This window comes from Methylobacterium sp. UNC300MFChir4.1 (assembly GCF_900110155.1).
Classification (GTDB): Bacteria; Pseudomonadota; Alphaproteobacteria; order Rhizobiales; family Beijerinckiaceae; genus Methylobacterium.
On the sequence record NZ_FOCS01000001.1, the window covers coordinates 229,206 to 254,710 of the forward strand.

Consider the following 25,505-nt stretch of genomic DNA (forward strand, 5'->3'; position numbering starts at 1 on the left):
CCCTGGGTCACTTCGCTGCGCTCGTGATGACGAAGGTGTCGCATCGACCGGTCCGACGCCCGCGAAAGCAGCGGAATGCCGCCGGCGTATTCAGCCGGGCTCTTCGGACAATGCCGATCGCGCGCGGGCGAAGAACGCGCGGAGCGGGCCCTGGGGCAGCATCCCGAGCCTCCCGCAAAGGCGGTCGTCGGGCGCCCGGTCGGCGCCGCGCTACGCGGCCACGAGGTTGAAGGTGCGGTCGGCCGGGGCGAGGCTCACCCGCCGCCCCCAGTCGAAGGCGACGAAATCCTGCTCGATCCCGTCCGAGAACACCACGCCGCCCTCGTTCATCCGCGACACCACGGTGAGGGGCGATCCGGCGAATTTGCCGCCGCGGAGGTCGGTGCCGGTGGCGACGCTCGGGAACGGCTCGCGCACCCAGTAGCCGAAGGCCGCCTCCTCGATGCCAACCTCCACGGTGAGGTGCGTCGCCTCGCTGATCGAGCGCGCCCAGCCGGTCAGGCCGGTGCCCGAGGCCACGATCAGCCCGCTCGACGAGTGGTCCTCCGCCCGCGCCCCGTCGTCGATGCGGTAGCGCGCCGATTGGTGGCTGCGATGGCCGACGAAGATCTCGTTCAGGGCGAGCAGCCGCTCGCCGCCGTCGAAGGTCGCCTGCACCATGGTGCGCCGCTGGAGGGGGGCGGCGCCGGCCGCGCTGGCGGGCAGGAGTGCGCGCAGGGCCTCGACCCGCGCCCGGGCCAGCACGCCGTCGTAGAGGTCGGGCGCCGGGTTGACGCCGACCACCGGCTGCCCGTCGAGGTACTTGGCGACGTTGGCCACGAGCCCGTCCTGCCCCACGGCCACGACGACGTCCTCGGGGGCGAACAGGAAGCGGTCGAGGTCGGGGCGCCGCACCAGGGCCTGCCGCCAGTCCAGCGGCACGGCGGACCGGGCCTCGGCGAGCACGGCCTGGAACTGCGCGTGGCGCGCCTCGACCTCGGCGAGCGTCTGGCCCCTGCTCTCCAGGAAGAACCGGACCTGGCCGCGGGTCGCGTGCCGGGCGATGAGCAACTCGTAGTCCGTGTCGCGGATCACGAAGACCACGCGGGGTGTGATGGCCGGCACGGCGGACCTCCTCAGCGCGGCGCGAGCCGCGGGGACAGCGCGCCCCGGAACTCGCCGAGGACGGCCGCCAGCAGATCCGGCGTGACGTTGACGTGCTCGATCGTCTCCAGCTTGCCGGCGAGTTCCCGGGCCGCCAGCCCGAGCAGGACGGCGGGCGGCATGTCCCGGTAGACGGCGGCGCGGCGCTGCTCCGCGTCGGCCCGGGCTCCCTCGACGAGGCGGATCCGCTCGGCCTCCGCGGCCGCCTCCAGGCCCCGCGCCTCCGCGACGCCGGCGGCGCGGTCGCGGGCGTTCTCGGCCTCCTGGGCGATCAGCACGGTCTCGCGCCGGGCCAGCTCGGCCTTCGTGGCGAGCTCGTTCTCCGCGATGGCGCGCTCCTTCTCGACCGCCAGGGCGCGCCGCGCGAAGGTCGCCTCGTCGGCCTTCTGCTGCAGGGCCTCGAAGGTCGGGGTCTGCAGGGCGCGCTCCAGCTCGCTCGTCGGCGCGAGGTTGGTGAGCCGCACCGACACCGTCGCCACGCCGATCTCGGCCAGCGCCGGGGCGTCGGACAGCACCCGTTCCAGCACGGCGCGCAGCGGCTCCGGCCCGGCGTCGAGGAGGGCGCCGATCGGGCTCGCCCCGAGATACTGGAGCGCCGCTTGGCTGGCGATGCCGCCGAGGCGCGCCTCGATCCGCTCGATCGGCTCACCCTGCAGGCGCCCGGTTCGGAGGTCGATCGAGAAGTCGACGCGGCTCGCCAGCAGCTCCGGATCGACGACGTGCCAGCCGATCGTCCCCTGGACCACGACGGTCTGGAAGTCCCGACTGCGGCCGCGGACGAAGAGCGTCATCTCGCGGTCGTCCACCGGCACCTCGCTGATGCTGGCGGTCTCGGGCCGGAACCAGAAGACCAGACCCCGCCCGCTCTGCCGGACACGGCCGTTGCGGAAGCGGATGATGTGGCTGCTCGCCTCGCTCCGAAGCTGGGCGATGACACCGATGTTGCGGACCGTGGCCATGATGGGCTCCTCGAAGCGCTCTCCGCCGAAGTGGATACCGGTTCGGCTCAAGAGAGCGCGTTGAAACAAAGGCTTAGAACTGGCCTGACCTGTCGAAGCGGAAGAGTTCAGCGGGGCGGAACGCCGTCCCGGCCTCGCGGGCGCCCGTCGGCGCGATCCAGCCGCGGTCGCGCATGCGGCGCCGGAAGGCGGATTTGTTGAGGGGCGCGCCGCGGATCGCCGCGTGCACGTCCTGAAGCTGCCGGAGGGTGAAGTGCTCCGGGAGCAGCGCGAAGCCGACATCCGTGTAGTCGAGCTTGCCGCGCAGCCGCTTCACGGCGAGCGCGAGGATGTCGGCGTGGTCGAACGCGAGGGCGAGGGGTGCGCCGTCCTCCGCCTCGGCCGAGACCGGGCCGCCGGACTCGCCCGCCCAGGGCACGACCAGCGCCGCCGCCGCGAGCCCGGCACCGCCCGCCAGGGCCTCGGCGAAGGCCGCCTCCGGCAGCAGCGCGAGGTAGGCCACCGAGACGATCCGCATCCGCGGATCCCGATCAACGACGCCGAAGGTGTAGAGCTGCTCGAGCCGCGCCCGCCCGATCCCGGCCTTGTCGCGCAGGACGCGCTCCGCGGCGGCGTCGAGGGTCTCGGCGATGCCCACGAACCCGCCCGGCAGGGCCCAGAGGCCCGCCTGCGGCTGCTGGCCCCGCCGCAGCAGGAGGGCGGCGAGCCGGCCCGCCCGGATCCCCAGCAGGACGAGATCGACCGCCAGGGCGGGCCGCTCGTAGGCCTCAGGATCATAGCCTGCCAGGAACTCGGACTCGGTCATCGATCTTTCTACTCAAGTTGAGCATAACTAAGACGCAGATTGCGCATATGTCAAGCCGAGAGCGGATTCGCCGGGAAGCGCCGCGGAACGCACAGCTCCGCACCGGCTCCGCACAGATCCGCCCGGGCACGGCCGGCCGGTGCGGTCCGAGCCTAGAAAAGGGCGAAGCTTCTCGTGGCGACGGAGGGGCTGGCGCGGGAGCTTCAGCGGCGAGCCGGCATCGATCCGCCGGCGCAGGAGGTTTCCCCGATGCCGTTCTTCGCTCCACGATCCGCGGTCGAGCCCCCCCGCAACGCCGCGCTGTCACCGCTCTTCCTCGCGCTGCTGGCGCTGCTCATCATGCTGGCCTCGGCCCACGCGGCGCCGGGCCGAGACCGGGGTGGCCTCACCCTGCGCGGGCCGGCCGGCACCGCGCCGGTCGAGGCCGTCCAGTTGGCGACCGACATCAGCGTCGACGTCAGCGGCCCGACCGCCCGGGCCACCGTCACCCAGGCCTTCCGCAACGTCACGGCGGACTGGGTCGAGGGCACCTACCTGTACCCCCTGCCGGAGGACGCGGCCGTCGACGGGATGAAGCTCGTCGTCGGCTCCCGCGTGATCGTCGCCGACATCCGCGAGCGGGCGGCGGCCAAGCGCGCCTACGAGGCCGCGAAGGCGGCCGGGCAGTCGGCGGCGCTGACCGCGCAGGAGCGGCCCAACGTCTTCACCAACGCGGTCGCCAATATCGGCCCCGGCGAGACGGTGGTGGTCCAGATCACCTATCAGCAGACGATCCCCGTCTCGGGCGAGACGCGGACGCTGCGCCTGCCCCTGGTGGTCGCGCCCCGCTACATGCCCGCCCCCGCCCCGGTGGACGCGGTCTCCCTCGACGGCGTGGCCGGAGAGGCGCGCGACCCGGTTCCGGATCGCGCCAGGATCAGCCCGCCGGTGCTCGACCCGGCCCTGTCGTCGCCGACCAACCCGGTCGCCGTTACCGTGCGGCTGCAGGCGGGCTTCCCCGTCGGTGACGTCCGCAGCGCGACCCACGCGATCCGCGTGACCGAGACCGGCCCGGAGGCGCGGACCGTCACGCTCGCCGACGGCGTCGTCCCGGCCGACCGCGACCTCGAGCTGACCTGGGCGCCGGTCCCGAGCCGGGTGCCCGGCCTCGGCCTGTTCCGCGAGACCGTGGCGGGCCGGACCTACCTGCTGGCCGCCGTGAGCCCGCCGGCGATCGAGGCCGACACGGCCGCCCGGCCGGCGCGCGACGTCACCTTCGTCATCGACAATTCCGGCTCGATGTCGGGCGCCTCGATGCGGCAGGCCAAGGCCGGGCTTCTCGCCGGTCTCGCCCGCCTGACCCCGTCGGACCGCTTCAACGTCATCCGCTTCGACGACACCTGGGACGCGCTTCATCCCGCGCCCGTCCCGGCGACGCCGGAGGCCCTGGCGCAGGCCCAGGCCTTCGTCGCCGCTCTGGAAGCCCGCGGCGGCACCGAGATGCTGGCGCCGCTCAAGGCGGCCCTCGCCGACCCGCACCCCGAGGACGGGCGCGTCCGGCAGGTCGTGTTCCTCACCGACGGCGCCGTCGGCGACGAGGAGCGGATCTTCGCGGCGATCCACGCCAATCTCGGGCGCACGCGCCTGTTCATGGTCGGGATCGGCTCGGCGCCCAACGGCCATCTGATGCGCCACGCCGCCGAGATCGGCCGCGGCAGCTTCACCGAGATCCGCGACCTCGCGCAGGTCGGCGAGCGGACCCGTGCGCTCTACGAGAAGCTGGAATCCCCCGCCGTCACCGACCTCACCGCGACCTTCTCGGTCCCGGGCGTCGAGGTCACGCCGGGCGCGCTGCCCGACCTGTATCGCGGCGAGCCGCTGGTCTTCGCCGCGCGGCTGCCGGGGGCGGCCGAGGAAGCGGCCCGCGGGACCGTGACCGTCTCGGGCCGGGTGGGCGGCCGGACCTGGACCCGGACGCTCCCCCTCGCCGAGGCGGGTGCGGGCGCCGGCATCTCCAAGGTCTGGGCGCGGTCTCGGATCGGCGAGACCGAGACTGCGCGCATCACGGGGCGCATCGGTGCGGACGCGGCCGACGCCGCCATCCTGGCGCTGGCCCTGGAGCACGGCCTGACGACGCGGCTGACCAGCCTCGTGGCCGTCGACGCCACGCCGCGCCGCGCGCCCGGCACGCCCCTCGTCGCCGCCGACCTGCCGCTGAACCTGCCGGCGGGCTGGGACTTCGCCAAGGTGTTCGGCACGGACCGGCCGGGCGCCACGCCCGCCGACGACGGGGCAGCGCGGATCGTGCCGATCCGGGCCGAAGGCGCGGCGGTCGACCTGCCGCGGACCGGGGCCGGCATCGTGGCGCAACTCGGCCTGGGCCTGCTCCTCGCCCTGCTGGGTCTCCTGCTCGGCACCGGCCTGACGATCGGCGGCCGGCGGACCGGGGACGCGCGATGAGCCGGCGCACGGTGACCGGACTGGGGAGGGCCCTCACGGCCCTCCTCACCCTCGCGGGGCTCGGGCTCGCGGCGCAGGCCGCCTGGATCCCCGCCAAGGCCGCCCTGGCCCAGCTGCTGCTGGAGCGCGCCTTCGCCCGCACCCTGGCCGAGGGTCGGCCCGCCCGGCCCTGGCCCTGGGCCGACACCGAGCCGGTCGCTCGGCTCACCGTCGCGGGCCGCAGCTTCGTGGTGCTGCGGGGCGGGAGCGGCCAGGCCCTGGCCTTCGGCCCCGGCCACCTGGACGGCACCCCGCAGGCCGGCGCGCCCGGCACCGCGGTCATCGCCGCCCACCGCGACACGCAGTTCGCGGTGCTGGGACAGCTCGGGCCCGGCGATCCCGTCACGGTGACCGGCCGCGACGGCCGGACCCTGCGCTTCCGCGTCACCGGCACGCGGGTGGCCCGCTGGGACGCCTCGGGCATCGACCCGCAGGCCCCGGGGCGGCATCTCGACCTCGTCACCTGCTGGCCCCTGGAGGCGCTGCAGGCCGGTCCGCTCAGGCTTATCGTCGAGACCGAGCTGGCCCCGGAGCCGGAGCGTTCCTGACGGCTCGGCGTGGACGGTCAGCTTGGCCGCGCTTGCGCGAATGTGCGGTTTCGTGCGGATCTGTGCGGGTCAAGCCCGTGCGAGCCGTGCCTGTGAGCGAGATCGAACTGTCCGAGGCGCAGAGCCGCGCCATTGCCCAGACCGTGCGCGAGGCGCTGGCCCGCCGGCGCATCTCCCGGCAGACGCTGGCCGAGGAGGCCCGGATCAGCATCTCGACCCTGGAGAAGGCGCTCGCCGGCCGCAGGCCCTTCACCCTGGCGACGACGATCCGCCTGGAGGAAGCCCTGGGCCAGTCCCTGCGCCAGGAGACGGGGCGACCGGCCCCGGAGGCGGCCCGTCACGCGCCCGACGAGCTCGGCTCCTACTCGCGGGAGAGCGTCGCCTGGATCGAGGGGCGCTACCTCACCCTGCGTCCGTCGTTCGGGTCGGCGGGCGCGATCTTCGCCTACCGCACCGAGATCGCCTGGGATGCGGACGCGGCCCGCCTCGTCTTCCGCGAGGCCGAGCGGCTCGACGCCCCCTTCGCGCAGTCCGGCAGCGTCGCCGTGCCGAGCCAGTCGGGCATGATCTACCTCGTGACCAACTGGCACGGGCAGCACCGCCTCGCGGTGCTGTGCCGCCCCAACATCCAGGGCGAGATGTACGGGGTCCTGACGACGCTCCACGCCGGGCGCGGCACGCAGCTGACCCCGGCTGCGGCGCCCCTGGCACTGCTGCCCGAGCAGGCTGGCGCGCACGGGTACGGGCGGATCGGGCCGGAGGCGCCGGGCTACGCGCCGTACCGGGCCTATCTCGCCCGGGTGCACGACGACGGCTACGCCACCTTCTTCACGGGCGTCGCTTGACGGGGTCTGACGGGTGAGCCCGAAGGCGCGCAGCGCGGCGGGCTTGGAGCGGGTACCGGGAATCGAACCCGGGTATTCAGCTTGGAAGGCTGCTGCTCTACCATTGAGCTACACCCGCGCGGGCGGATCGTTAGCACGCCGGGTCGGCCGTGAGAAGGTGGGTCGGGATCGCCGTCGCGCGGGCGACGTCCCGAAACTGCGACGTCGCCGGCCGGCTCACAGGCACGGATTCATGACCGGCTCGCGCGGGATCGAGAGCAGGTCGTCGACCTGGGCGCGCAGGCCCGCGGCGCCGCCGGTCCGCAGGGCCTCGTACATGGCCTCCGCGTCGCGGCCGCAGACCGCGCCGGGCCGCTGCTCCGGTTCCGTCGTCCCGTCGCGCGGCGGGCCGGCCCCGTCCGGGGCGTTGTCGGCGATGAAGCGATCGATGCGCGCGAGCGCGGCGCGCAATTCCTGCTGGAAGTCCGGGTCGGCGCCGGCGTGGCACGCCTGTCCGACGGCGCGCATCGCCTGCAGGATGCCGCGCATGCACAGCACCGCACCCTTGCCGGTCCGGTCGACCTTCGTGACGGTGTCGCCGCGCCGAATGGTCTGGATCCCGTTCACGAGCGCCTCCGCCGATCCCGGTCCTGCCTGACCGGGAGCCTCCGAGGACACGGCCAGGAACGCGCAGGCCGCGGCGGCGCAGCCGACGATCAGGGATCGCGGTCGGGACGGCGTGCGTGTCGTGAGGCGCATGGATCCGGCGCCGTCTCCACCGCGCGACCGCGGCAACATCCGTGCCCGCTCAACCCAGGCCCAGGGCGGCGCGGGCCTCCGCGGGCGTGGCGACGCGGCGGCCGTGGCGCGCCACAGCCTCGGCGGCGAGGCCGACGAGCTCGGCGTTGCTGGCCGCCAAGCGGTCCTTCGTCACCCGGATGTTGTCCTCCAGGCCGGTGCGGACCGCGTCCGCCCCGCGGGCGAGCGCCCAGTCCATCACGATCGCTTGGTTGCGGCCGATCCCGGCCGCCGTCCAGGTCGCCCCCGGCAGGATCCGCCGTGTCTCGGCGAGCAGGATATCGAGGAGGTGCTCCTCGGCCGGCATCGCGTTCTGGACGCCCATGACGAACTGCACGTGCGGGCGCGCGTCGATCAGGCCCGCCTCCACCAGCCGCTTGGCGCCGTGCAGGTGCGAGAGGTCGAAGATCTCGATCTCGGGACGGACGCCGTACTGCTTCATCTGGCCGGCGAGGTCGGTCACGAGGCTCGCGGAATTCTCGTAGACGATCGTCGGGAAGTTCACCGAGCCGGTGGACAGGGAGGCCATGTCGGGCCGGTGCTTGAGCGAGAGGCCGCGGGCGGCCGGGTCGCGCCCGCGCCCGCCCGTCGAGAACTGCACGATCATCCCCGGGCAGTGCCGGCGCAGCCCCTCCTGCACGGCGGCGAACCTGTCCGGATCGGAGGAGGGCGACTCGTCGTCGTTGCGCACGTGGATGTGGCAGAGCGTGGCGCCGGCCTCGAAGGCCTGCTGCGTCGACTCGACCTGCTCGGACACGGTGACCGGAACGGCCGGGTTGTCGGTCTTGCGCGGCACCGAGCCGGTGATCGCCACCGCGATCACCACGGGCGCGTCGCTCCGGGATCCTGCCATTCGCCTGTCCTCCCTGCCGCATCGGGCTTCCGCGACCGGGATAGCGCCGCGGGATCCGGATCTGAACCGCCCGGCGCGGGCGGCAGCTCCGTGTGCGGGACATCTCCGGCCGGATGACAGCCCGGACTTGAGTCTTGCGGGCGCTTGCCGCACCTCTCGACCCGCGAGGCACACGATGAACGACACCGTCCTGGTCCTGAACGGGCCGAACCTGAACCTGCTCGGCAAGCGCCAGCCGGAGATCTACGGCCGCGAGACGCTGGCCGACGTCGAGGCCCTGTGCCGCGAGACGGCCGCCGGCCTCGGCCTCGCGGTCGATTTCCGCCAGAGCAACGCCGAGCACGTGCTGATCGACGCGATCCACGAGTACCGCGTCGGCTCGGCCGGCATCGTCATCAACGCGGGCGCCTACACCCACACCTCGGTCGCCATCCTCGACGCGCTGAACACCTGCGAGGTGCCGGTGATCGAGTGCCACATCTCGAACGTCCACCGCCGCGAGGCCTTCCGCCACCATTCCTACATCTCGCTCGCGGCCACGGCCGTGCTGGCGGGATTCGGCACGCATGGCTACGCGCTGGCGATCCGGCACCTCGCGCATCTGCGGGCCGGCAGACCTGCGTGAGGCGCGGATAGCGCCGCGATCAGGGTTGACGCTGGCGGAGACAGGGCGGAGGAGGGCGGTCAGGCCCTATTCCCACGCGATCTCTCTGGCCGGACCGGTTCTCAAGGCCCCGGAGAGCGCCCCAAGCGGAGCGCGCACGCCGCATGACCAGCCCCTTCCTGCCCCTCGACCGGAAAGTGATCGCCCGCGAGGCGGCCAAGATGTTCCTCGAGATCGAGGCGGTGCTCTTCTACAAGGACGAGCCGTTCAAGTTCACCTCGGGTTGGGCGAGCCCGGTCTACACCGACAGCCGGAAGATCATCTCGTTCCCGCGCCTGCGCTCGACGCTGATGGATTTCGCCACCGCCACCATCGTGCGCGAGATCGGTTACGAGAAGCTGACCCACATCGCCGGCGGCGAGACCGCCGGCATCCCCTTCGCGGCCTGGATCGCCGACCGGATGATGCTGCCGATGCAGTACATCCGGAAGAAGCCCAAGGGGTTCGGCCGCAACGCCCAGATCGAGGGCGAGATCGTCGAGGGCGCCCGGACGCTGCTCGTCGAGGACCTCGCCACCGACGGGCGCAGCAAGGTCAATTTCTGCAAGGCCCTCCGCGATTCGGGCGCCCAGGTCGATCACTGCTTCGTGCTGTTCTACTACGACATCTTCCCCGACAGCGCCGCGCTGATGGAGGAGATCGGTATCAAGCTCCACTACCTCACCACGTGGTGGGACGTGCTGGCGGTGGCCAAGGAGATGGGCACCTTCGACCCGAAGACGCTGGCCGAGGTCGAGCGCTTCCTCAACGCGCCGGCGGAATGGTCGGCGGCCCACGGCGGCATCTCCGCCTTCGGCCAGGCCTGAGGGGCATCCCGCGATGAGCGTCGCCGACCTGTTCCCCGCCGAGCGCCAGGCCGCGAAGTCCGTCGACCGGATCACGATCCGGCGGCCGGACGACTGGCACATCCACCTGCGCGACGGCGCGATGCTGAAGGCGGTGCTGCCCTACACGGCGGCGCAGTTCGCCCGCGGCATCATCATGCCGAACCTCGTGCCGCCGGTGACAACGGTCGCCGCGGCGCAGGCCTACCGGGAGCGCATCCTGGCGGCCCTGCCCGCCGGCATGGACTTCACCCCGCTGATGACCTGCTACCTGCGGGACGACACCGACCCGGACGAGATCGAGCGGGGCTTCGCCGAGAAGGTCTGGGTCGCCGCCAAGCTCTACCCGGCCGGCGCGACCACGAACTCGCACGCGGGCGTCACGGACCTCGTCGGCATTACCCCCGTCCTGGAGCGCATGGAGCGGATCGGCATGCCGCTCCTGATCCACGGCGAGGCGACCGACCCGGAGATCGACATCTTCGACCGCGAGGCCGCCTTCATGGAGGGCAGCCTGATCCCGCTGCTCGGCCGCCATCAGGGGCTGAAGGTCACCGTGGAGCACGCCACCACGGCGGAGATCCTCGACGTGGTCCGCGAGCACCGGAGCCGGTGCGCGGCGACGATCACGCCGCACCACCTCGTGATCAACCGGACCCACATCTTCCAGGGCGGGCTGCGCCCGCACCTCTACTGCCTGCCGGTGGCCAAGCGCGAGCGGCACCGGCTGGCCCTCCGCAAGGCCGCGACCTCGGGCGAGGCCTGCTTCTATCTCGGCACCGACACGGCTCCGCATGTCCGCGGCGCCAAGGAGGCGTCCTGCGGCTGTGCCGGTGTGTTCTGCGGCCCAAGCGCGCTCCAGACCTACGTGCAGGTCTTCGACGAAGATGGAGCGCTGGACAAGTTCGAGGCCTTCGCGTCGCTCAACGGCGCCCGCTTCCACGGCCTGGAGCCGAATCCCGGGACCGTGACCCTGGAGCGGCGGCCGGGCCGGATCGCCGAGGCGGTCGCGGTCGACGACACCGCGGTGGTGGTGTTCCGGGGCGAGGAGACGCTGCCCTGGTCGGTGGCGTGACGGCCTCCGTGGCTGCAAGCCGTCATCGCGAGCGCAGCGAAGCGACCCAGGGCAGCGCGACATCGGTGATCGTCGGGCGACACTGGATTGCTTCGCTGCGCTCGCAAAGACGGACCTCGGCAACCCATCCTTTCCGCTGAAGCCATCTTTGCCTGGATCCAACCTCCGGTTACCGATCTTCCGTCGATCCGGAGGAGGGCAAGATGCAGGACGCGCGACAGGATGGCATCACGGCGCTCGGCGCCGTGGACCTCGCCGCCGCCATCCATGGCCGCGTGATCTCCTGCGCCGAGGTGATGCGCGCCTATCTGGAGCGGATCCATCGGATCAACCCGCAGGTGAACGCCCTCGTGGGCCTCGCCGACGATGCCGCGCTCCTGCGGGAGGCCGAGGCCGCCGACGCCGCGCTGGCGCGGGGGGACGCCGTCGGGCCGCTGCACGGCTTCCCGCTGGCCGTGAAGGATCTCGACCCGGTCCGCGGCCTGCGCTTCACGCAAGGGTCGCCGATCTTCGCCGACCGGGTCGCCGACACCGACTCGATCATGGCGACGCGCCTGCGCGCCGCCGGGGCGATCTTCATCGGCAAGACCAACATCCCCGAGTTCGGCCTCGGCTCGCACAGCTTCAACCCGGTCTACGGCGCCACCGGCAACGCCTACGATCCGGCCAAGACCGGGGGCGGCTCGAGCGGCGGCGCCGCGGTCGCAGTCGCCTTGCGGATGCAGCCGGTCGCCGACGGCAGCGACCATGCCGGCTCCCTGCGCAACCCGCCGGCCTTCAACAACTGCTACGGCCTGCGCCCGAGCTGGGGCCGGATCCCCGCCGAGGCCAAGGACGTGTTCAGCCCGAACCTCGGCGTGCTCGGGGCGATCGGGCGCACGCCCGGCGATATCGGCCTGATGCTCTCGGTGCTGGCGGGCTACGACCCGCGCTGCCCGAACGCCATTCGGCAGGACCCGTCCGCCTTCGCGAGCCCGCTCGCCCGCGACTTCCGCGGGACTCGGATCGCGTGGCTCGGGGATTGCGGCGGCCAGATCCCGTTCGATCCCGGCGTGCTCGACGTCGGGCGTTCGGCGCTCGCCACCTTCGCGGAGATCGGCTGCACCGTCGAGGAGGCGATGCCGCGCTACGACATGGAGACCCTCTGGCAGGACTGGCTGGTGCTGCGGGCCTTCACCGTCGCGGCGAACCTCCGCCCGTTCTACGACGAGCCCCGCCACCGGGCCCTGCTGAAGCCGGAGGCGGCCTGGGAGGTCGAGCGGGGGCTGGCGCTCGGCGCCGACCGGATCATCGCGGCGCTGGAGGGGCGCACCCGCTGGTACGAGACCCTGCGCCGCTTCATGGAGACCTACGACTACGTGGTCATGCCCAGCGCCCAGGTCTTCCCGTTCGACAAGGGCCTGCGCTGGCCCGAGACGGTGGGCGGACGGACGATGGACACCTACCACCGCTGGATGCAGATCACGATCCCCGCGACGATGTCGGGCCTCCCGTCGCTCGCCGTGCCGGCGGGCTTCGGCGAGGCCGGTCTGCCCACTGGCATCCAGATCGTCGGTCCGAACCACGGCGAGCTCGCCTGCCTGCAGCTCGGCGCCGCCTACGACGCGGCGAGCGGCTGGGTGCGCCGCTACCCGCCGCCGCTGCAGTGAGCCGCGGCTCCGGCACTCAACCGGCGCGGAACCAGCGCGATTGCACGCACGGACGCGTTGACCGGCTCCGCGCTCTCCGCTAAGAGGCCCGACACTTCGCGCGCCGACTATGAGCCAGTTCCGGATCATGGGGCCGCCGCGGGGCAGTTTCGGGTTTCCGATGACGACGGTCCTTATTGTAGCGGTAGCGTCACCGACGGGGCGGCCCTGAACGAGGGTCGCGATCCGAGCGGTGGCGCATGCAGGGTCCCTCGGGGCCCTTTTTTGTTGCCCGCTCCAGGGCGGCAAGGGATCGGCGCAGACGGGTGACCGAGGCGAGAGGCACTTTCGGGCGAGGCGGAGACCGCCCCGCGTGACGGGGGTGCCGGGAGAGAGGACGGGGCAGGGCGGCGATCACGGGATCGCGGTGGCCTCGGAGAGCGCGAGGAGACGAGCATGGGCGGCGAGGTCATGACCGGGGCCGAGATGGTCATCCGGGCCTTCCAGGATCAGGGTGTCGACACGCTGTTCGGGTACCCGGGCGGCGCCGTACTTCCGATCTACGACGCGCTCTTCCACCAGAACGCCGTCAAGCACATCCTCGTCCGCCACGAGCAGGGCGCCGTCCACGCCGCGGAGGGCTACGCCCGCTCGTCCGGCAAGGTCGGCTGCGTCCTCGTCACCTCGGGCCCCGGCGCGACCAACATCGTCACCGGGCTCACCGACGCGATGCTGGATTCGATCCCGCTGGTCTGCATCACCGGCCAGGTTCCGACGCACCTGATCGGCACCGACGCGTTCCAGGAATGCGACACGGTCGGCATCACGCGCCACTGCACGAAGCACAATTACCTGGTCAAATCGATCGACGACCTGCCGCGCATCCTGCACGAGGCGTTCTACGTCGCGGCGAACGGCCGGCCGGGCCCGGTCGTCGTCGATCTGCCCAAGGACATCCAGTTTGCCTCCGGCCTCTACGAGCGTCCGGAGATCGCGAGCCACAAGACGTACCGCCCGGCCGTGAAGGGCGACGCCGACCGGATCCGCGCGGCCGTCGAGCTGATGGCGACCGCACGGCGGCCGGTCTTCTACACCGGCGGCGGCGTGATCAACTCGGGCCCGGAGGCCTCGCGGCTGCTGCGCGAGCTCGTCCGCGAGACCGGCTTCCCGATCACCTCGACCCTGATGGGGCTCGGCGCCTATCCGGGCACGGACGAGAAGTTCCTGGGCATGCTCGGCATGCACGGGACCTACGAGGCCAATCTCGCGATGCACGAGTGCGACGTGATGATCTGCGTCGGCGCGCGGTTCGACGACCGGATCACCGGCCGGCTCGACGCGTTCTCGCCCTTCTCCAAGAAGATCCACATCGACGTCGACGCCTCCTCGATCAACAAGGTCGTGAAGGTCGATGTCGGGATCGTCGGCGACTGCGCCTCGGTGCTCGGCGACATGCTGGAGGCGTGGCGCGCCCTGCCGTCGCGGCCCGACAAGTCGAACCTCGATCCGTGGTTCCAGAAGATCAGCGCCTGGAAGGCGCGGGACTGCCTCGCCTACTGGCCGTCGGGCACGATCATCAAGCCGCAATACGCCGTGCAGCGCCTCTACGAGGCCTGCAAGGACCGCGAGACCTACATCACCACCGAGGTCGGTCAGCACCAGATGTGGGCCGCCCAGTACTTCAAGTACGACGAGCCGAACCGCTGGATGACGTCGGGCGGCCTCGGCACGATGGGCTACGGCCTGCCGGCGGCGATCGGCACCCAGCTCGCGCACCCGAACGGGCTCGTGATCGACATCGCGGGCGAGGCCTCGATCCTGATGAACATGCAGGAGATGTCGACGGCGGTGCAGTACCGCCTGCCGATCAAGGTGTTCATCCTGAACAACGAGTACATGGGCATGGTCCGGCAGTGGCAGGAGCTGCTGCACGGCTCGCGCTACTCGCAGAGCTACTCGGAGAGCCTGCCGGACTTCGTGAAGCTCGCGGAGGCCTACGGCGCCAAGGGTATGCGCTGCGAGAAGCCGGGCGACCTCGACGGCGCCATCGCGGAGATGCTCGCCCATGACGGCCCGGTGATCTTCGACTGCATCGTCGACAAGACCGAGAACTGCTTCCCGATGATCCCGTCGGGCAAGGCGCACAACGAGATGCTCCTGTCCGATTACCTCGGTGAGACCGGCGTCGAGCTCGGCGACGTGATCTCCGAGGAAGGCAAGATGCTGGTGTGAGGGAGGGCGGCCCGGCTCGAAGCCGGGCCGCGATCCGCCGCTGCGGCGGCGATGGGTCGAACGACGAGGACGAGGCCGGCGATGAACGCGATGAACACCCACTACCCCGATGCCGTCCGCGTCGAGCCGGTGAACCGGCACACGCTCGCGGTGATCGTCGACAACGAGCCCGGCGTGCTCGCCCGCATCTCGGGTCTGTTCTCCGGCCGCGGCTACAACATCGAGAGCCTGACCGTCTCCGAGACCGAGGAGGCGCGCCACATCTCGCGCATCACCATCGTGACCACCGGAACGAACGCCGTGATCGAGCAGATCAAGGCGCAACTCGACCGCCTCGTGCCGGTACACCGGGTCGTGGACCTCACGCTCCAGGGCAACGCCATCGAGCGCGAGATCTGCCTCGTGAAGGTGAAGGGCGAGGGCGAGCACCGCAGCGAGGCCCTGCGACTGGCCGCCGCCTTCGGCGCCAAGACGCTGGACGCCACGCTCAACTCCTTCGTGTTCGAGCTGACCGGCGCTACTGAGGATGTCGACCGGTTCGTGCGCCTGATGAGCGTGATCGGGCTGGTGGAGATCTGCCGGACGGGCATCTCCGCCATGGGGCGCGGGGCGGAGCCGCTCTGAGCTTCTGGCGCGCGGCCAGTCGGTGCTCGGGGAGCCGGAAGACGTTACCGGCTCTGAAGGCGACAGCCGGCTGGCCGTTGTCGCTGAAAACGCCGCGCCCGTGTTCGTCGATCAAGGACCCCCCATGACCGCCCGCACCCTCTACTACGCCCCCGGCGCCTGCTCGCTCGCCGCCCACATCATCCTGGAGGAATCCGGGCTGCCCTACGAGGGCCTCAAGCTCGATCTCGCCGCGGGCGACCAGCGCCGGCCGGAATACCTCGCGATCAACGATCGCGGCCGTGTCCCGGCACTGACCGAGGACGGCTGGGTGCTCACCGAGTGCGCGGCCATCATGCGCCACGTCGCCCGTCAGGTGCCGGAGAAGGGGCTCTGGCCCACGGATCTCCGCGAGCAGGCCGCCGCCGACGAGTGGCTCGGCTGGCTCGCCTGCAACCACCACGTGACCTACGCCCATGTCCGCCGGCCCGAGCGCTACACCGAGGACGAGAGCGCGTTCGAGGGCATCAAGGCGAAGGCGGCCAACACCTACGCGGACCTCGCCACCATGACCGAGGTGCGCCTGTCGCACGGCGGCTGGGCGGTGGGCGACCGGTTCAGCGTCGTCGACGCCTACCTGACGGTCTTCTGGTTCTGGGCCAACGGCCCGGTGCTCCGGTTCGACATGGCCGGGCGCTTCCCGGCCTGGACCGCCCATGCGCGCCGGGTCGCCGAGCGCCCGGCTGTCCAGGCCGTCTTCGCCCGCGAAGGACTGCCGCTCCCCCGCTAGCGAGGTGCGGGCACGGCACCCCCTTGCCGCACCCTACGAATCGGCCTAAAGCGCGTACCGTACGGTACGGTACGCCATTCGAGATGATGCAGGTCAGCGCGACAGCAGAGCGGGAAGAGCTGTCGGCACGCCAGCAGGCAGTGCTGGACGCCGTGCTCGGCCTCATGGTCGAGGACGGCGAGCAGCTCACCATGGACGCGGTCGCGCGCCGGGCGAGCTGCTCGAAGGAGACGCTCTACAAGTGGTTCGGCGACCGGGACGGGTTGCTGACCGCGACGGTGCGCTGGCAGGCCTCCCGGGTCCATGCCGGGAACGACAGCGCTCAGGTGCTCGACGGCGCGACCCTGCGGGAGCGCCTGCAGGACTTCGCCGTGACGTGGCTGGAGGTCATCACCGGCCCGACCTCGGTGGCGCTGAACCGCATCGCCATCGCGCATGCGGGCTCGCGCAAGAGCAATCTCGGCGGCATCGTCCTGGCGAACGGGCGCTTCGCCATCGGCGAGCGGGTTAAGCCCGTGCTGGAGGCCGGCCGCGCCGCCGGCCTGCTGAGCTTCGCCGACAGCGAGGCCGCCTTCCGCACCTTCTTCGGCCTCGTCGGCCGGGATATCCAGATCCGCCTTCTGCTCGGCGAGACCCTCGACCTCGACGGGGCCGAGATCCGGCGCGAGGCGGGCCGCGCCGTCGAGCAGTTCCTGGCCCTCTACGGCCGGGCCAAACCCGACCCGAAACACCAAGTCTAAGAGGAGACAGACATGCGGGTGTATTACGATCGCGACGCCGACCTGAACCTGATCAAGGGCAAGAAGGTCGCCATCGTCGGCTACGGCAGCCAGGGCCACGCCCACGCGCTCAACCTGCGCGATTCCGGCGTGAAGGACATCGTCATCGCGCTCCGCGAGGGCTCCGCCACCGCCAAGAAGGCCGAGCACGAGGGCTTCAAGGTCCTGTCGGTCGCCGAGGCCGCCAAGTGGGCCGACGTGGTGATGATGCTGACCCCCGACGAGCTGCAGGGCGACATCTACCGCGAGTCCCTCGAGGGCAACATGAAGCAGGGCGCCGCGCTCCTGTTCGCCCACGGCCTCAACGTCCACTTCAACCTGATCGAGCCGCGCAAGGACCTCGACGTCCTGATGGTCGCCCCGAAGGGCCCGGGCCATACCGTGCGCTCCGAGTACCTCCGCGGCGGCGGCGTGCCGACCCTGATCGCCATCGCGCAGGACGCCTCCGGCAACGCCCACGACCTCGGCCTGTCGTACGCCTCGGCCAATGGCGGCGGCCGCGCCGGCATCATCGAGACGACCTTCAAGGAGGAGTGCGAGACTGACCTGTTCGGCGAGCAGGCCGTGCTCTGCGGCGGCCTCGTCGAGCTGATCAAGGCCGGCTTCGAGACCCTGGTCGAGGCGGGCTACGCCCCCGAGATGGCCTATTTCGAGTGCCTCCACGAGGTGAAGCTGATCGTCGACCTCATCTACGAGGGCGGCATCGCCAACATGAACTACTCGATCTCCAACACGGCCGAGTACGGCGAGTACGTCACCGGCCCGCGCATCGTGACGCCCGAGACCAAGGCCGAGATGAAGCGCGTGCTCAACGACATCCAGTCGGGCACCTTCACCCGCAACTGGATGCTGGAGAACAAGGTCAACCAGACCTCGTTCAAGGCGACCCGCGCCAAGCTCGCCGCCCACCCGATCGAGGAGGTCGGCGCCAAGCTCCGCGGCATGATGCCGTGGATCTCCGAGAAGGCGCTGGTCGACAAGACCCGCAACTGATCCGCATCCGCGCGGTCGGGCCCGGCCCGGCCGCGCACGCGCGGGGCCGGTCACGCGGAAGCGTGGCCGGCCCTTGGCGTTCCGGGTTGCCCGACACGGGGTGTCCCGGCCATAAGCCCGCCAGCGGTCCCGCGCGTACGAGGACCGGCAAGCGGAGAGGACACGCATGGCATCGCTCTATTCCGACGCGCACCGGGCGCTGCAGGAGGAGTTCGGCACCACCAAGCTCGCCGTGCGTCTCGACGAGGACTGGGTCCACGAGACCGTCCAGCCGGACGAGGCCGCCTTCATCGGCTCCCGCGACATGTTCTTCCTCTCGACCGTCGACCCGGACGGGATGCCGACGGTCTCCTACAAGGGCGGTCCCACGGGCTTCGTGAAGGTGATCGACGACAAGACGCTCGTCTTCCCGGGCTTCGACGGCAACGGCATGTTCTACTCGATGGGCAACATCGAGGGGCAGGCCAAGGTCGGCCTGCTGTTCATCGACTTCGAGACGCCCCACCGGATCCGCGTCCAGGGCCACGCGACGCTGCTGCGCGACGACGCCCTCTTGGCCGCGTACACCGAGGCCAAGTACTTGGTGAAGGTCGCGGTGACGAAGATCTGGATCAACTGCCCGCGCTACATCCACAAGTATCAGAAGCTCGAGCAGAACAAGTACGTGCCGCGTTCCGGCCGCGAGACCCCGCTCGCCGCCTGGAAGCGCCTCGACCTCGCGGGCGACGTGATCAGCGATGCCGACAAGGCCCGCGTCGCCCAGGAGGGCCGGCTGGAAGTCGCGGAGTACGAGGCGCTGATGGCCCGCGGCGAGGCCTGATCGTCCATTCCGGCCGCCCCGCAGTCCCGGGCGGCCGGTGCGGAACTCAATTTTCGTCAAATTAGATTTTGCCGAGTATAAATCTGCCGTACCAAATATTAATAAAGCAAAACTTCGGTGATCTATAGTTTAATGGTCTAAAAAATTCTTGACGATGTGAGCGCCGAGCCATAAATTTCGTGCAAATTTGCCGATCGCATCTTTGCTCGGACCGTTAAGACCATGGTTTCGCTCCCGCTGCGCGTCGCATTGATCTGCAGCATCCTGATCGCTGCGGTGTTCGCGGGTGGGACGACTTTTCTCGCCCGCCGAATCGACGCGTCCTTCGATGAGCAGGCCGCAGAGATACAGTCGGAGACGCTGTCGAACGAGGCGTGCGAGGTCCGCTTCCGCCTCGCGGTAGCGGCCAAGACTGCCGAGAGCATCGCGGCCTCCGCGTCGGCCCTGCGCGCCGGCCGCATCCAGGACCGGGACATCTACGACGCGCTGCTGCGCGAGCTTCTGCGCGCCAACCCCGAGCTGATCGCGACCTGGACGGGCTGGGAGCCGGACGCCCTGGACGGGCGCGACCGCGCGTTCGCCGGCACGGCCTCCTCGGACGCGAGCGGCCGCTTCATGCCGTACTGGAACCGCGGGAGCGGCACGATCAAGCGCGAGGTCCTCACGGGCTACGAGGCCGAGCCGGACGGCGCCTATTACCTCCTGCCGAAGCGGCTGAACCGCTTGGTCGCCATCGAACCCTACATCTACCCGGTGGCCGGGAAGGACGTCGTCATGATGTCGTTCGGCGCACCGATCACCGTGGACGGCACGTATCGCGGCACCGCCGGCGTCGACATCGATCTCGGGTCCCTGAACGCCGCCCTCGGGGCGGTAAGGCCGTTCGGGACCGGCTACCTCGCCGTGGTCTCGGCGAACGGAACGACCGTCGCGCATCCGACCGGCGCGGCGGCCGGGAAGCCGATGCACGGCTTCGACGCGTCGGCGGCCGACGCGGCCCGGCAGGCGATCGCGGCGGGAGCCGTGGTGGTGACCGACGCGCCGGGCCCGGACGGGGCGCCGTGGCGCTACATGGCGCAGCATATCCAGGCGGGCGAGACGCCCGACCGCTGGGCGATCGTCGTCGCGGTGCCGGTGGCGACGCTCACGGCCGCCGCCGATCGGGCGCGCGCGACGCTGATCGGCATCTCGGTCCTCTGCGTGCTGATCGGGTGCGCGGCCGTCTTCGGCGCGCTGCACCGTCTCGTCGGGGCGCCGATCCGCGGCCTCGGCCGGACCATCGGCGACATGGCCGCGGGCGATTACGGGGCGGATGTGCGCGAGGCGCGGCGGCGCGACGAGGTCGGACTGGTCGGGCGTGCCGTGCTGAAGCTGCGCGACGGCCTGCGGGCGCAGGCGGAGGCCGACGCGCGGACGCGGGCGGAGGCTCAGGCGGCGGCCGACCGGGACCGCAAGCGGGTGACCGCGGACCTGGCGAACAGCTTCGAGCAGGCCATCGGCGGCATCGTCGCGATGGTCACGGACGCGGCCACCGCGCTGCAGGCCACGGCCGGGGCGCTGGCCGCCACGGCGTCGGAGACCGCCGGCCAGTCGACCACCGTCGCGGCCGGGGCCGAGGAGGCCGCCGCCAACGTCCGGGCCGCGGCCTCGGCGGCCGAGGAGCTCGGCAGCTCGGTGCAGGAGATCGGGCGTCAGGTCCAGGGATCCGCGCAACTCGCGCGGGCCGCGGCCGACGAGGCCGGGCGCACGGTGCGGCTGGTGGAGGATCTGAGCGCAGCGGTGATGAAGATCGGTGATGTTGTGGCGCTGATCAGCGGCATCGCCGGCCAGACCAACCTGCTGGCTCTGAACGCCACCATCGAGGCGGCCCGCGCCGGCGAGGCCGGCCGGGGCTTCGCGGTCGTGGCCGCCGAGGTGAAGGCGCTGGCCGAGCAGACCGCACGGGCCACCGAGGAGATCGCGGGCCAGATCGCCCGCGTCCAGGCCTCGACCGAGCAGGCGGCCTCGGCGATCGGCAGCATCACGACGCGCGTCGACGAGATCAGCGGGGCGGCCACGACGATCGCGGCCGCGGTCGAGCAGCAGGGCACGGCAACCCAGGAAATCGTCCGCAACGTGACCCAGGCCGCCGCCGGCACGGGCGAGGTGACGACGAACATCGCCCGCGTGGCCGAAGCCGCCGACATGACCGGCTCTGCCGCCGGTCAGGTGCTGGAATCGTCCGCGGACCTGTCGCGGCAATCCGCGCATCTCCGGGCGGAGGTCGGCCGCTTCCTCGGAACGGTGCGCGCGGCCTGATGGTCGCCGTGCCGGCCCGCGCTACCGCGCCTTGCGGGCGACGATGAACACGCGCGGGAAGGCGAGCAGGCGCCGCCCGTCGCTGCGCGGCGGGTAGGCGGCGTCGATCGCGCGGGTGTAGGCCGCCAGGAAACCGGCCCGCTCCTCCGGATCCAGCGGGTCGAGGAACGGTCGGAGCCCGGTCGCGCTGACCCAGTCCACGATGGCGGCCGCGTCCGCCATGCGGTGGTGGTAGGCGGTGCGCCAGACATCGACGTCGGCGGCGCGCGGCGCCAGCAGGTCGTAGTAGGCGGCGGGTTCCAGCATCCGCCCGAGGCGGCCGGCCACGGCGGGATCGCCGATCGCGGCCGCCCAGGGGCCGTCCGCCGCGACCGCGCGCATCAGGCGATGGGTGTGCTCCGCGAGGTTGTCGGGCATCTGCACGGCGAGCACGCCGCCCGGGGCGAGGAGACCGAACAGCCGCGGCAGCAGGGTCGCGTGGTCCGGCAGCCATTGCAGGACGGCGTTGGTGTAGATCAGGTCCGGCGCCCGGTCCGGTATCCAGGTCGCGGCGTCGGCCAGCGCGAAGGCGAGGTCCGGGAGCCGGGCGCGGGCGCTCTCCAGCATGGCCGGCGAGGTGTCGAGGCCGATCACCTCCGCGTCGGGGAAGCGCGCCGCGATCAGCGCGGTCGAGTTGCCGGGCCCGCAGCCGAGATCGACGGCGAGCCGCGGTGCGTCGAGGGGCACGCAGGCGAGGAGTTCGGCGGCGGGGCGGGTCCGCTCGTCCTCGAAGCGGGTGTAGAGGGCGGGGTTCCAGTCGGCCATCACACCCTCCCGTATCGATCCGTCAGCAGCCGAGCCGGTCGGCGAGATCCGCGAGATCCCGCGCCGCGTGGGTGACCGGCACCGTCGGCGCGGTCTCGCCGCCGGCCGGGCCGTGCTCGTGCGGGCGGGCGATGTGGGCGGTGGCGAGCCCGTGGCTGGCGGCCGCCGCGAGATCGTTCGAGTGGGCTGCGACCATCATGGTCTCGCCGGCCGCGAAGCCGAAGGCCGCGACCGCGTCGCGGTAGAGCGCCGGCTTCGGCTTGTAGTCGCGGGAATAGCCGGCGCCGAGCACCGCGTCGAAGATCAGGCCGTTGCGGCGGGCGAGGTCGGCCATCAGCCGGACATGCCCGTTGGAGTTCGGTGCCAGGAGGTGCTTCTCGCGCAGGCGTTGCAGCGCGTCCGGCACTTCGGGCCACGCGTCGAGCCGGTGCCACGCCTGGACAAGCTCGCCCCGCACGGCCTCGGAGACGCCCGCGATGCCGAACTGCGCCAGCACGCCGGGCAGCGACTCGGCCTGGAGCGTGTCGAGGTCGACGTAGGGTCGGGCGCCGGAGCGCACCGTCTCCATCGATGGGTTGTAGCGGGCCCGCCACGCGTCCGCGAAGGCGCCGGCATCGAGGTCCGGCGCGACGGGCGCGAGCAGCCGCGCCGCCTCGCGGGCGACGCCGGAGCGCCAGTCGACCAGCGTCCCGAAGACGTCGAAGACCAGCGCCCGGACGGTCACCGCACCGCCTGCAGGCTGGGACCGCGCCGGACGAAGCCGACGATGTCCTTGACCGCGTCGAGGGTCTGCGCCGCGATGGTCTCGGCCCGGGCGCCACCGTCGGCCAGCACGGCGTCGATATGGCCCGGATCGGCGGTGAGGCGGCGCATCTCCTCGGCGATCGGCGCGAGGCTCGTCACCGCGAGGTCGGCCAGAGCCGGCTTGAAGGTCGAGAACTGCGCCCCGCCGAAATCGCTCAGAACGTCCTCGCGGGTGATCCCGGCGAGCGCCGCGTAGATCCCCACGAGGTTGTCGGCCTCGGGCCGCTCCTTCAGGCCCGCCACCTCGGAGGGTAGGGGCTCGGGGTCGGTCTTCGCTCTCCGGATCTTCTGCGCGATGGCGTCCGCGTCGTCCGTGAGGTTGATGCGGGCGTTGTCCGACGGATCCGACTTCGACATCTTCTTGGTGCCGTCGCGCAGCGACATGACCCGGGCGGCCGGCCCGCCGATCAGCGGCTCCGTGATCGGGAAGAACGCGTCGCCGTGGCCGTGCGCCGTGATCGACCCCGAGAAATCGGTGTTGAACTTCTGTGCGATGTCCCGAGTCAGCTCCAGGTGCTGCTTCTGGTCCTCGCCGACCGGCACATGGGTCGCCCGGTAGGCCAGGATGTCGGCCGCCATCAGCACCGGGTAGTCGTAGAGGCCGATCGAGGCGTTCTCCCGGTCCTTGCCGGCCTTCTCCTTGAACTGGGTCATGCGGTTCAGCCAGCCGAGACGGGCGACGCAGTTGAACACCCAGGCGAGCTCGGCGTGCTGGGGCACCTGGCTCTGGTTGAACACGATCGAGCGCTTCGGATCGATGCCGGCGGCGAGGAAGGCGGCGGTGACCTCGCGGATCTGGCCGCGCAGGGCCTCGGGATCCTGCCAGACGGTGATCGCGTGCAGGTCGACGACGCAGTACAGGCACTGCGCGTCGCGTTCCTGCATCTCCACGAAGCGCTTCACCGCCCCGAGATAGTTGCCGAGGTGCAGATTGCCGGTGGGCTGGACGCCCGAGAAGACCAATTCGGTGAACGCGGCCATCGGCGCCGATCCTGAGCGAGGGAAGACCGGGGCTCCGCGCCGTCCGGGCGCGCGGTTACTCGCACCCGTAGGCCGGAATGGTCAAGGACGCGCTCACGGCTCCCGCGTGGGCAGCTTCGCGCTGGGGCAGAGGTCGACCAGGACGCAGCGCCCGCAGGCCGGGCGATGATGATGGCAGACCTTCTGCCCGTGCAGCATCAGGATCTCGTGATTGTCGTAGAGGTCCTGCGCGCTCCAGTCCGCGGGGAGCTGCGCCCGCAGGATCGGGTGCGACGGGCCGACATCGACCCGCCTGCCGATCAGCCCGAGGCGCTGGGCGACCCGATGATGGTGGCTGTCGACCGGCAGCGCCGGCATCCGCAGAATGGAGAAGGACAGGACCGCCGCGCTGGTCTTCGGCCCGACGCCCGGGATCGCCTGCAGCCATTCCCGCGCCGCCTCGACCTCCATGTCGGCCAGGAAGGCGAGGTCGAGGCTGCCGTGCCGGTCGCGCAGGGCGCGGAGCACGTCGCGGATACGCGGCGCCTTCAGCTCCGGCCAAGTCACGCCCGCGATGGCGGCCTCGATCTCCGGCACGTCCGCGTCGAGGACCGCGTCCCAGTCGGGGAAGCGCGCCCGCAGCGCCTTGAAGGCCCGGCCGGATTCGGCATTGCGGGTCCGGTGCGACAGGAGCGACGAGACGAGCTCGCTGACCGGATCGAGGCTGTGGAAGTACGGGATCGGGCAGCCGTAGACCGGGCAGAGCCGCGCGTGGACGGCGAGCGCCTTCTCGGCCAGAGCCGGATCCGCGACGGCGGGGACCGCCTTGCGGCGTGAACGCGGGACGGTCGCGGATCTGAGGTCGGCGGCGGGCATGTCGGGCGAATCCGCCAGCCGCCGCCCCTGTTCCTGCCGGTACGGGGCAGCGGCGATCTGTCCGCATCGTCGGGTCCGCGCGCTTCCAGCGCAGAGCAGGGCGCGCTCGATTCCGAGGCGGTCGTCGCGACCGAAGGGCGCCGCCGCCGGCCTGCGCTCGCCTACTTCACCAGCGCGTAGATGTTCACGTCGAGGCTGTCGTCGGTGCTGTCCTTGAGGTCGGTGGCGTACTCCTCCACGAACCGGTCCTGCACGACGATGTCCTTGGCATCGAGGTAGGCGGTCAGCGTCTCGTAGGTGCTGTCGATCGACTCGTAGGAGCCCTTGTGGGCGAAGCGCAGCGCCTTGCCGGAGGGCGTCGTGCCGAAGCGCAGGCCGTCGGTCTCGGCCGGTGACGGGCTCGGCGCGGCCGCCACCGGGACCATCGCCTCGAACTCGAAGCCGTCGTCGTCCGTGCGGGTGAAGACCGCGAGCGGCCGGCCGGCCGGCGCGACGCCGAGCTTGGCGAGGTCGGCCTCGATCCGCGCGAAGGCCTGCTTCAGGTTCGGCACGGCCTCCTCCCACTTGGTCTTGCCGGACAGGATCGCGGCGGGCTTGGCCGGGAGGGTGACCTCGTCGACGTCGCCGGGCTCGCCGGCCTTCTCGATGAGCGTGGGCCGGCCGGGTGTCCCCGTGCTCGTGGCCGGGGGCGTTCCCGCCGCAGACTGGCCTGCGGGCGGGGGCGCCACCGATTGCTGCGGGGCCGGGGCCGCGCTCTTGTCCGGGTCGGCGACCGGGTTCGGCGCGGTCGTGGTCGGCAGCGGGTTCGTCTGGGCCGGCGCGGGCGCCGTGGAGGGCGGCGGCGCGGGCTGCTGCTGGGCGGCGATCGGGCCGGCCGACGCGAGCACGAGGGCGGCCGAGAGGGCGACGAGCGGACGAAGGCGGATCACGTAGGGCGCTCCGGTCGA

At 71.7% G+C, this 25,505-nt stretch carries 24 protein-coding genes and 1 tRNA gene; 14 read left to right on the forward strand and 11 right to left on the reverse strand.

Annotated elements, in window-relative coordinates; all coding sequences use genetic code 11:
* Positions 1-210: 210 nt before the first annotated feature.
* The 3 genes from BMY19_RS01105 to BMY19_RS01115 form a co-directional block, all read right to left on the reverse strand.
* Positions 211-1,104 carry an NAD(+)/NADH kinase gene (locus tag BMY19_RS01105; RefSeq protein ID WP_043386741.1) on the reverse strand — a complete coding sequence of 298 codons (894 nt, stop codon included), beginning with the start codon at positions 1,102-1,104 and terminating at the stop codon, positions 211-213.
* An 11-nt stretch (positions 1,105-1,115) separates the two neighbouring features.
* Positions 1,116-2,102, reverse strand: coding sequence for an SPFH domain-containing protein (locus tag BMY19_RS01110; RefSeq protein WP_100250615.1), 987 nt, complete (start codon positions 2,100-2,102; stop codon positions 1,116-1,118).
* 73 nt (positions 2,103-2,175) lie between these two features.
* On the reverse strand, positions 2,176-2,907 hold the full coding sequence (locus BMY19_RS01115) for an NUDIX hydrolase (RefSeq protein WP_100250616.1): 732 nt from the start codon (positions 2,905-2,907) through the stop codon (positions 2,176-2,178).
* Positions 2,908-3,156: 249 nt separating this feature from the next.
* Between BMY19_RS01115 and BMY19_RS01120 the strand changes: the two genes are divergently transcribed.
* The 3 genes from BMY19_RS01120 to BMY19_RS01130 all read left to right on the forward strand — a co-directional run bounded on the left by BMY19_RS01120 (position 3,157) and on the right by BMY19_RS01130 (position 6,778).
* The gene (locus tag BMY19_RS01120) at positions 3,157-5,346 is read left to right on the forward strand and encodes a marine proteobacterial sortase target protein (protein ID WP_100250840.1); all 2,190 of its coding nucleotides are present in this window, start codon (positions 3,157-3,159) and stop codon (positions 5,344-5,346) included.
* A complete protein-coding gene (locus tag BMY19_RS01125; RefSeq protein WP_100250617.1) occupies positions 5,343-5,933 on the forward strand; it encodes a class GN sortase in 591 nt (196 codons plus the stop codon). Before BMY19_RS01120 ends, BMY19_RS01125 begins: the two co-directional genes overlap by 4 nt.
* A 92-nt stretch (positions 5,934-6,025) precedes the next feature.
* Positions 6,026-6,778, forward strand: a complete 753-nt coding sequence (locus tag BMY19_RS01130) for a helix-turn-helix domain-containing protein (RefSeq protein ID WP_100250618.1) — start codon at positions 6,026-6,028, stop codon at positions 6,776-6,778.
* A gap of 44 nt (positions 6,779-6,822) precedes the next feature.
* On the opposite strand, the gene BMY19_RS01135 is transcribed toward BMY19_RS01130, so the two are convergent.
* The 3 genes from BMY19_RS01135 to BMY19_RS01145 all read right to left on the reverse strand — a co-directional run bounded on the left by BMY19_RS01135 (position 6,823) and on the right by BMY19_RS01145 (position 8,408).
* Positions 6,823-6,896: transfer RNA gene (locus BMY19_RS01135), tRNA-Gly, on the reverse strand.
* 98 nt (positions 6,897-6,994) lie between these two features.
* Positions 6,995-7,516, reverse strand: a complete 522-nt coding sequence (locus tag BMY19_RS01140; protein ID WP_100250619.1) for a hypothetical protein — start codon at positions 7,514-7,516, stop codon at positions 6,995-6,997.
* A 49-nt stretch (positions 7,517-7,565) separates the two neighbouring features.
* The gene (locus BMY19_RS01145) at positions 7,566-8,408 is read right to left on the reverse strand and encodes a 3-oxoadipate:acetyl-CoA acetyltransferase (protein WP_100250620.1); all 843 of its coding nucleotides are present in this window, start codon (positions 8,406-8,408) and stop codon (positions 7,566-7,568) included.
* Between the two features lie 175 nt (positions 8,409-8,583).
* Here BMY19_RS01145 and aroQ point away from each other — a divergent pair, with 175 nt between their 5' ends.
* The 11 genes from aroQ (at position 8,584) to BMY19_RS01200 (ending at position 21,114) form a co-directional block, all read left to right on the forward strand.
* Positions 8,584-9,033, forward strand: a complete 450-nt coding sequence (gene aroQ / locus BMY19_RS01150) for a type II 3-dehydroquinate dehydratase (RefSeq protein ID WP_091977797.1) — start codon at positions 8,584-8,586, stop codon at positions 9,031-9,033.
* Positions 9,034-9,176: 143 nt separating this feature from the next.
* Positions 9,177-9,878 carry an orotate phosphoribosyltransferase gene (locus BMY19_RS01155; protein ID WP_056531596.1) on the forward strand — a complete coding sequence of 234 codons (702 nt, stop codon included), beginning with the start codon at positions 9,177-9,179 and terminating at the stop codon, positions 9,876-9,878.
* Between the two features lie 13 nt (positions 9,879-9,891).
* Entirely contained in the window at positions 9,892-10,971 is a 1,080-nt protein-coding gene (gene pyrC, locus BMY19_RS01160) for a dihydroorotase (RefSeq protein WP_100250621.1), read from the forward strand.
* Positions 10,972-11,174: 203 nt separating this feature from the next.
* Complete coding sequence (locus BMY19_RS01165) at positions 11,175-12,620, forward strand: amidase (protein ID WP_100250622.1); 1,446 nt, start codon at positions 11,175-11,177, stop codon at positions 12,618-12,620.
* Positions 12,621-13,055: 435 nt separating this feature from the next.
* Positions 13,056-14,831: an acetolactate synthase 3 large subunit gene (locus BMY19_RS01170; protein WP_100250623.1), complete on the forward strand. Its 1,776-nt coding sequence runs from the start codon at positions 13,056-13,058 to the stop codon at positions 14,829-14,831.
* An 81-nt stretch (positions 14,832-14,912) separates the two neighbouring features.
* Positions 14,913-15,455: an acetolactate synthase small subunit gene (gene ilvN, locus BMY19_RS01175; protein WP_020090724.1), complete on the forward strand. Its 543-nt coding sequence runs from the start codon at positions 14,913-14,915 to the stop codon at positions 15,453-15,455.
* 124 nt (positions 15,456-15,579) lie between these two features.
* Positions 15,580-16,224 carry a glutathione S-transferase family protein gene (locus BMY19_RS01180; RefSeq protein WP_091977792.1) on the forward strand — a complete coding sequence of 215 codons (645 nt, stop codon included), beginning with the start codon at positions 15,580-15,582 and terminating at the stop codon, positions 16,222-16,224.
* Between the two features lie 83 nt (positions 16,225-16,307).
* Positions 16,308-16,964 (forward strand): TetR/AcrR family transcriptional regulator C-terminal domain-containing protein, encoded by a 657-nt coding sequence (locus BMY19_RS01185; protein WP_100250624.1) that lies wholly within the window; start codon positions 16,308-16,310, stop codon positions 16,962-16,964.
* A 12-nt stretch (positions 16,965-16,976) separates the two neighbouring features.
* Positions 16,977-17,996, forward strand: coding sequence for a ketol-acid reductoisomerase (gene ilvC, locus BMY19_RS01190; protein WP_012322218.1), 1,020 nt, complete (start codon positions 16,977-16,979; stop codon positions 17,994-17,996).
* Positions 17,997-18,162: 166 nt separating this feature from the next.
* Positions 18,163-18,816, forward strand: coding sequence for a pyridoxamine 5'-phosphate oxidase family protein (locus tag BMY19_RS01195; protein ID WP_100250625.1), 654 nt, complete (start codon positions 18,163-18,165; stop codon positions 18,814-18,816).
* A 222-nt stretch (positions 18,817-19,038) separates the two neighbouring features.
* Complete coding sequence (locus tag BMY19_RS01200) at positions 19,039-21,114, forward strand: methyl-accepting chemotaxis protein (RefSeq protein WP_100250626.1); 2,076 nt, start codon at positions 19,039-19,041, stop codon at positions 21,112-21,114.
* Positions 21,115-21,135: 21 nt separating this feature from the next.
* Here the strand turns inward: BMY19_RS01200 and tam are convergent, their stop codons facing one another.
* The 5 genes from tam to BMY19_RS01225 form a co-directional block, all read right to left on the reverse strand.
* Positions 21,136-21,918, reverse strand: coding sequence for a trans-aconitate 2-methyltransferase (gene tam, locus BMY19_RS01205; RefSeq protein WP_100250627.1), 783 nt, complete (start codon positions 21,916-21,918; stop codon positions 21,136-21,138).
* Positions 21,919-21,940: 22 nt separating this feature from the next.
* A complete protein-coding gene (locus BMY19_RS01210) occupies positions 21,941-22,642 on the reverse strand; it encodes a haloacid dehalogenase type II (protein ID WP_100250628.1) in 702 nt (233 codons plus the stop codon).
* Positions 22,639-23,703, reverse strand: coding sequence for a tryptophan--tRNA ligase (trpS, locus tag BMY19_RS01215; RefSeq protein WP_100250629.1), 1,065 nt, complete (start codon positions 23,701-23,703; stop codon positions 22,639-22,641). The genes BMY19_RS01210 and trpS overlap by 4 nt, the downstream gene beginning before the upstream one ends.
* 93 nt (positions 23,704-23,796) lie before the next feature.
* Complete coding sequence (locus tag BMY19_RS01220; RefSeq protein ID WP_100250630.1) at positions 23,797-24,558, reverse strand: endonuclease III domain-containing protein; 762 nt, start codon at positions 24,556-24,558, stop codon at positions 23,797-23,799.
* A gap of 161 nt (positions 24,559-24,719) precedes the next feature.
* Positions 24,720-25,487, reverse strand: coding sequence for a GyrI-like domain-containing protein (locus BMY19_RS01225; RefSeq protein WP_100250631.1), 768 nt, complete (start codon positions 25,485-25,487; stop codon positions 24,720-24,722).
* Positions 25,488-25,505: the final 18 nt, after the last annotated feature.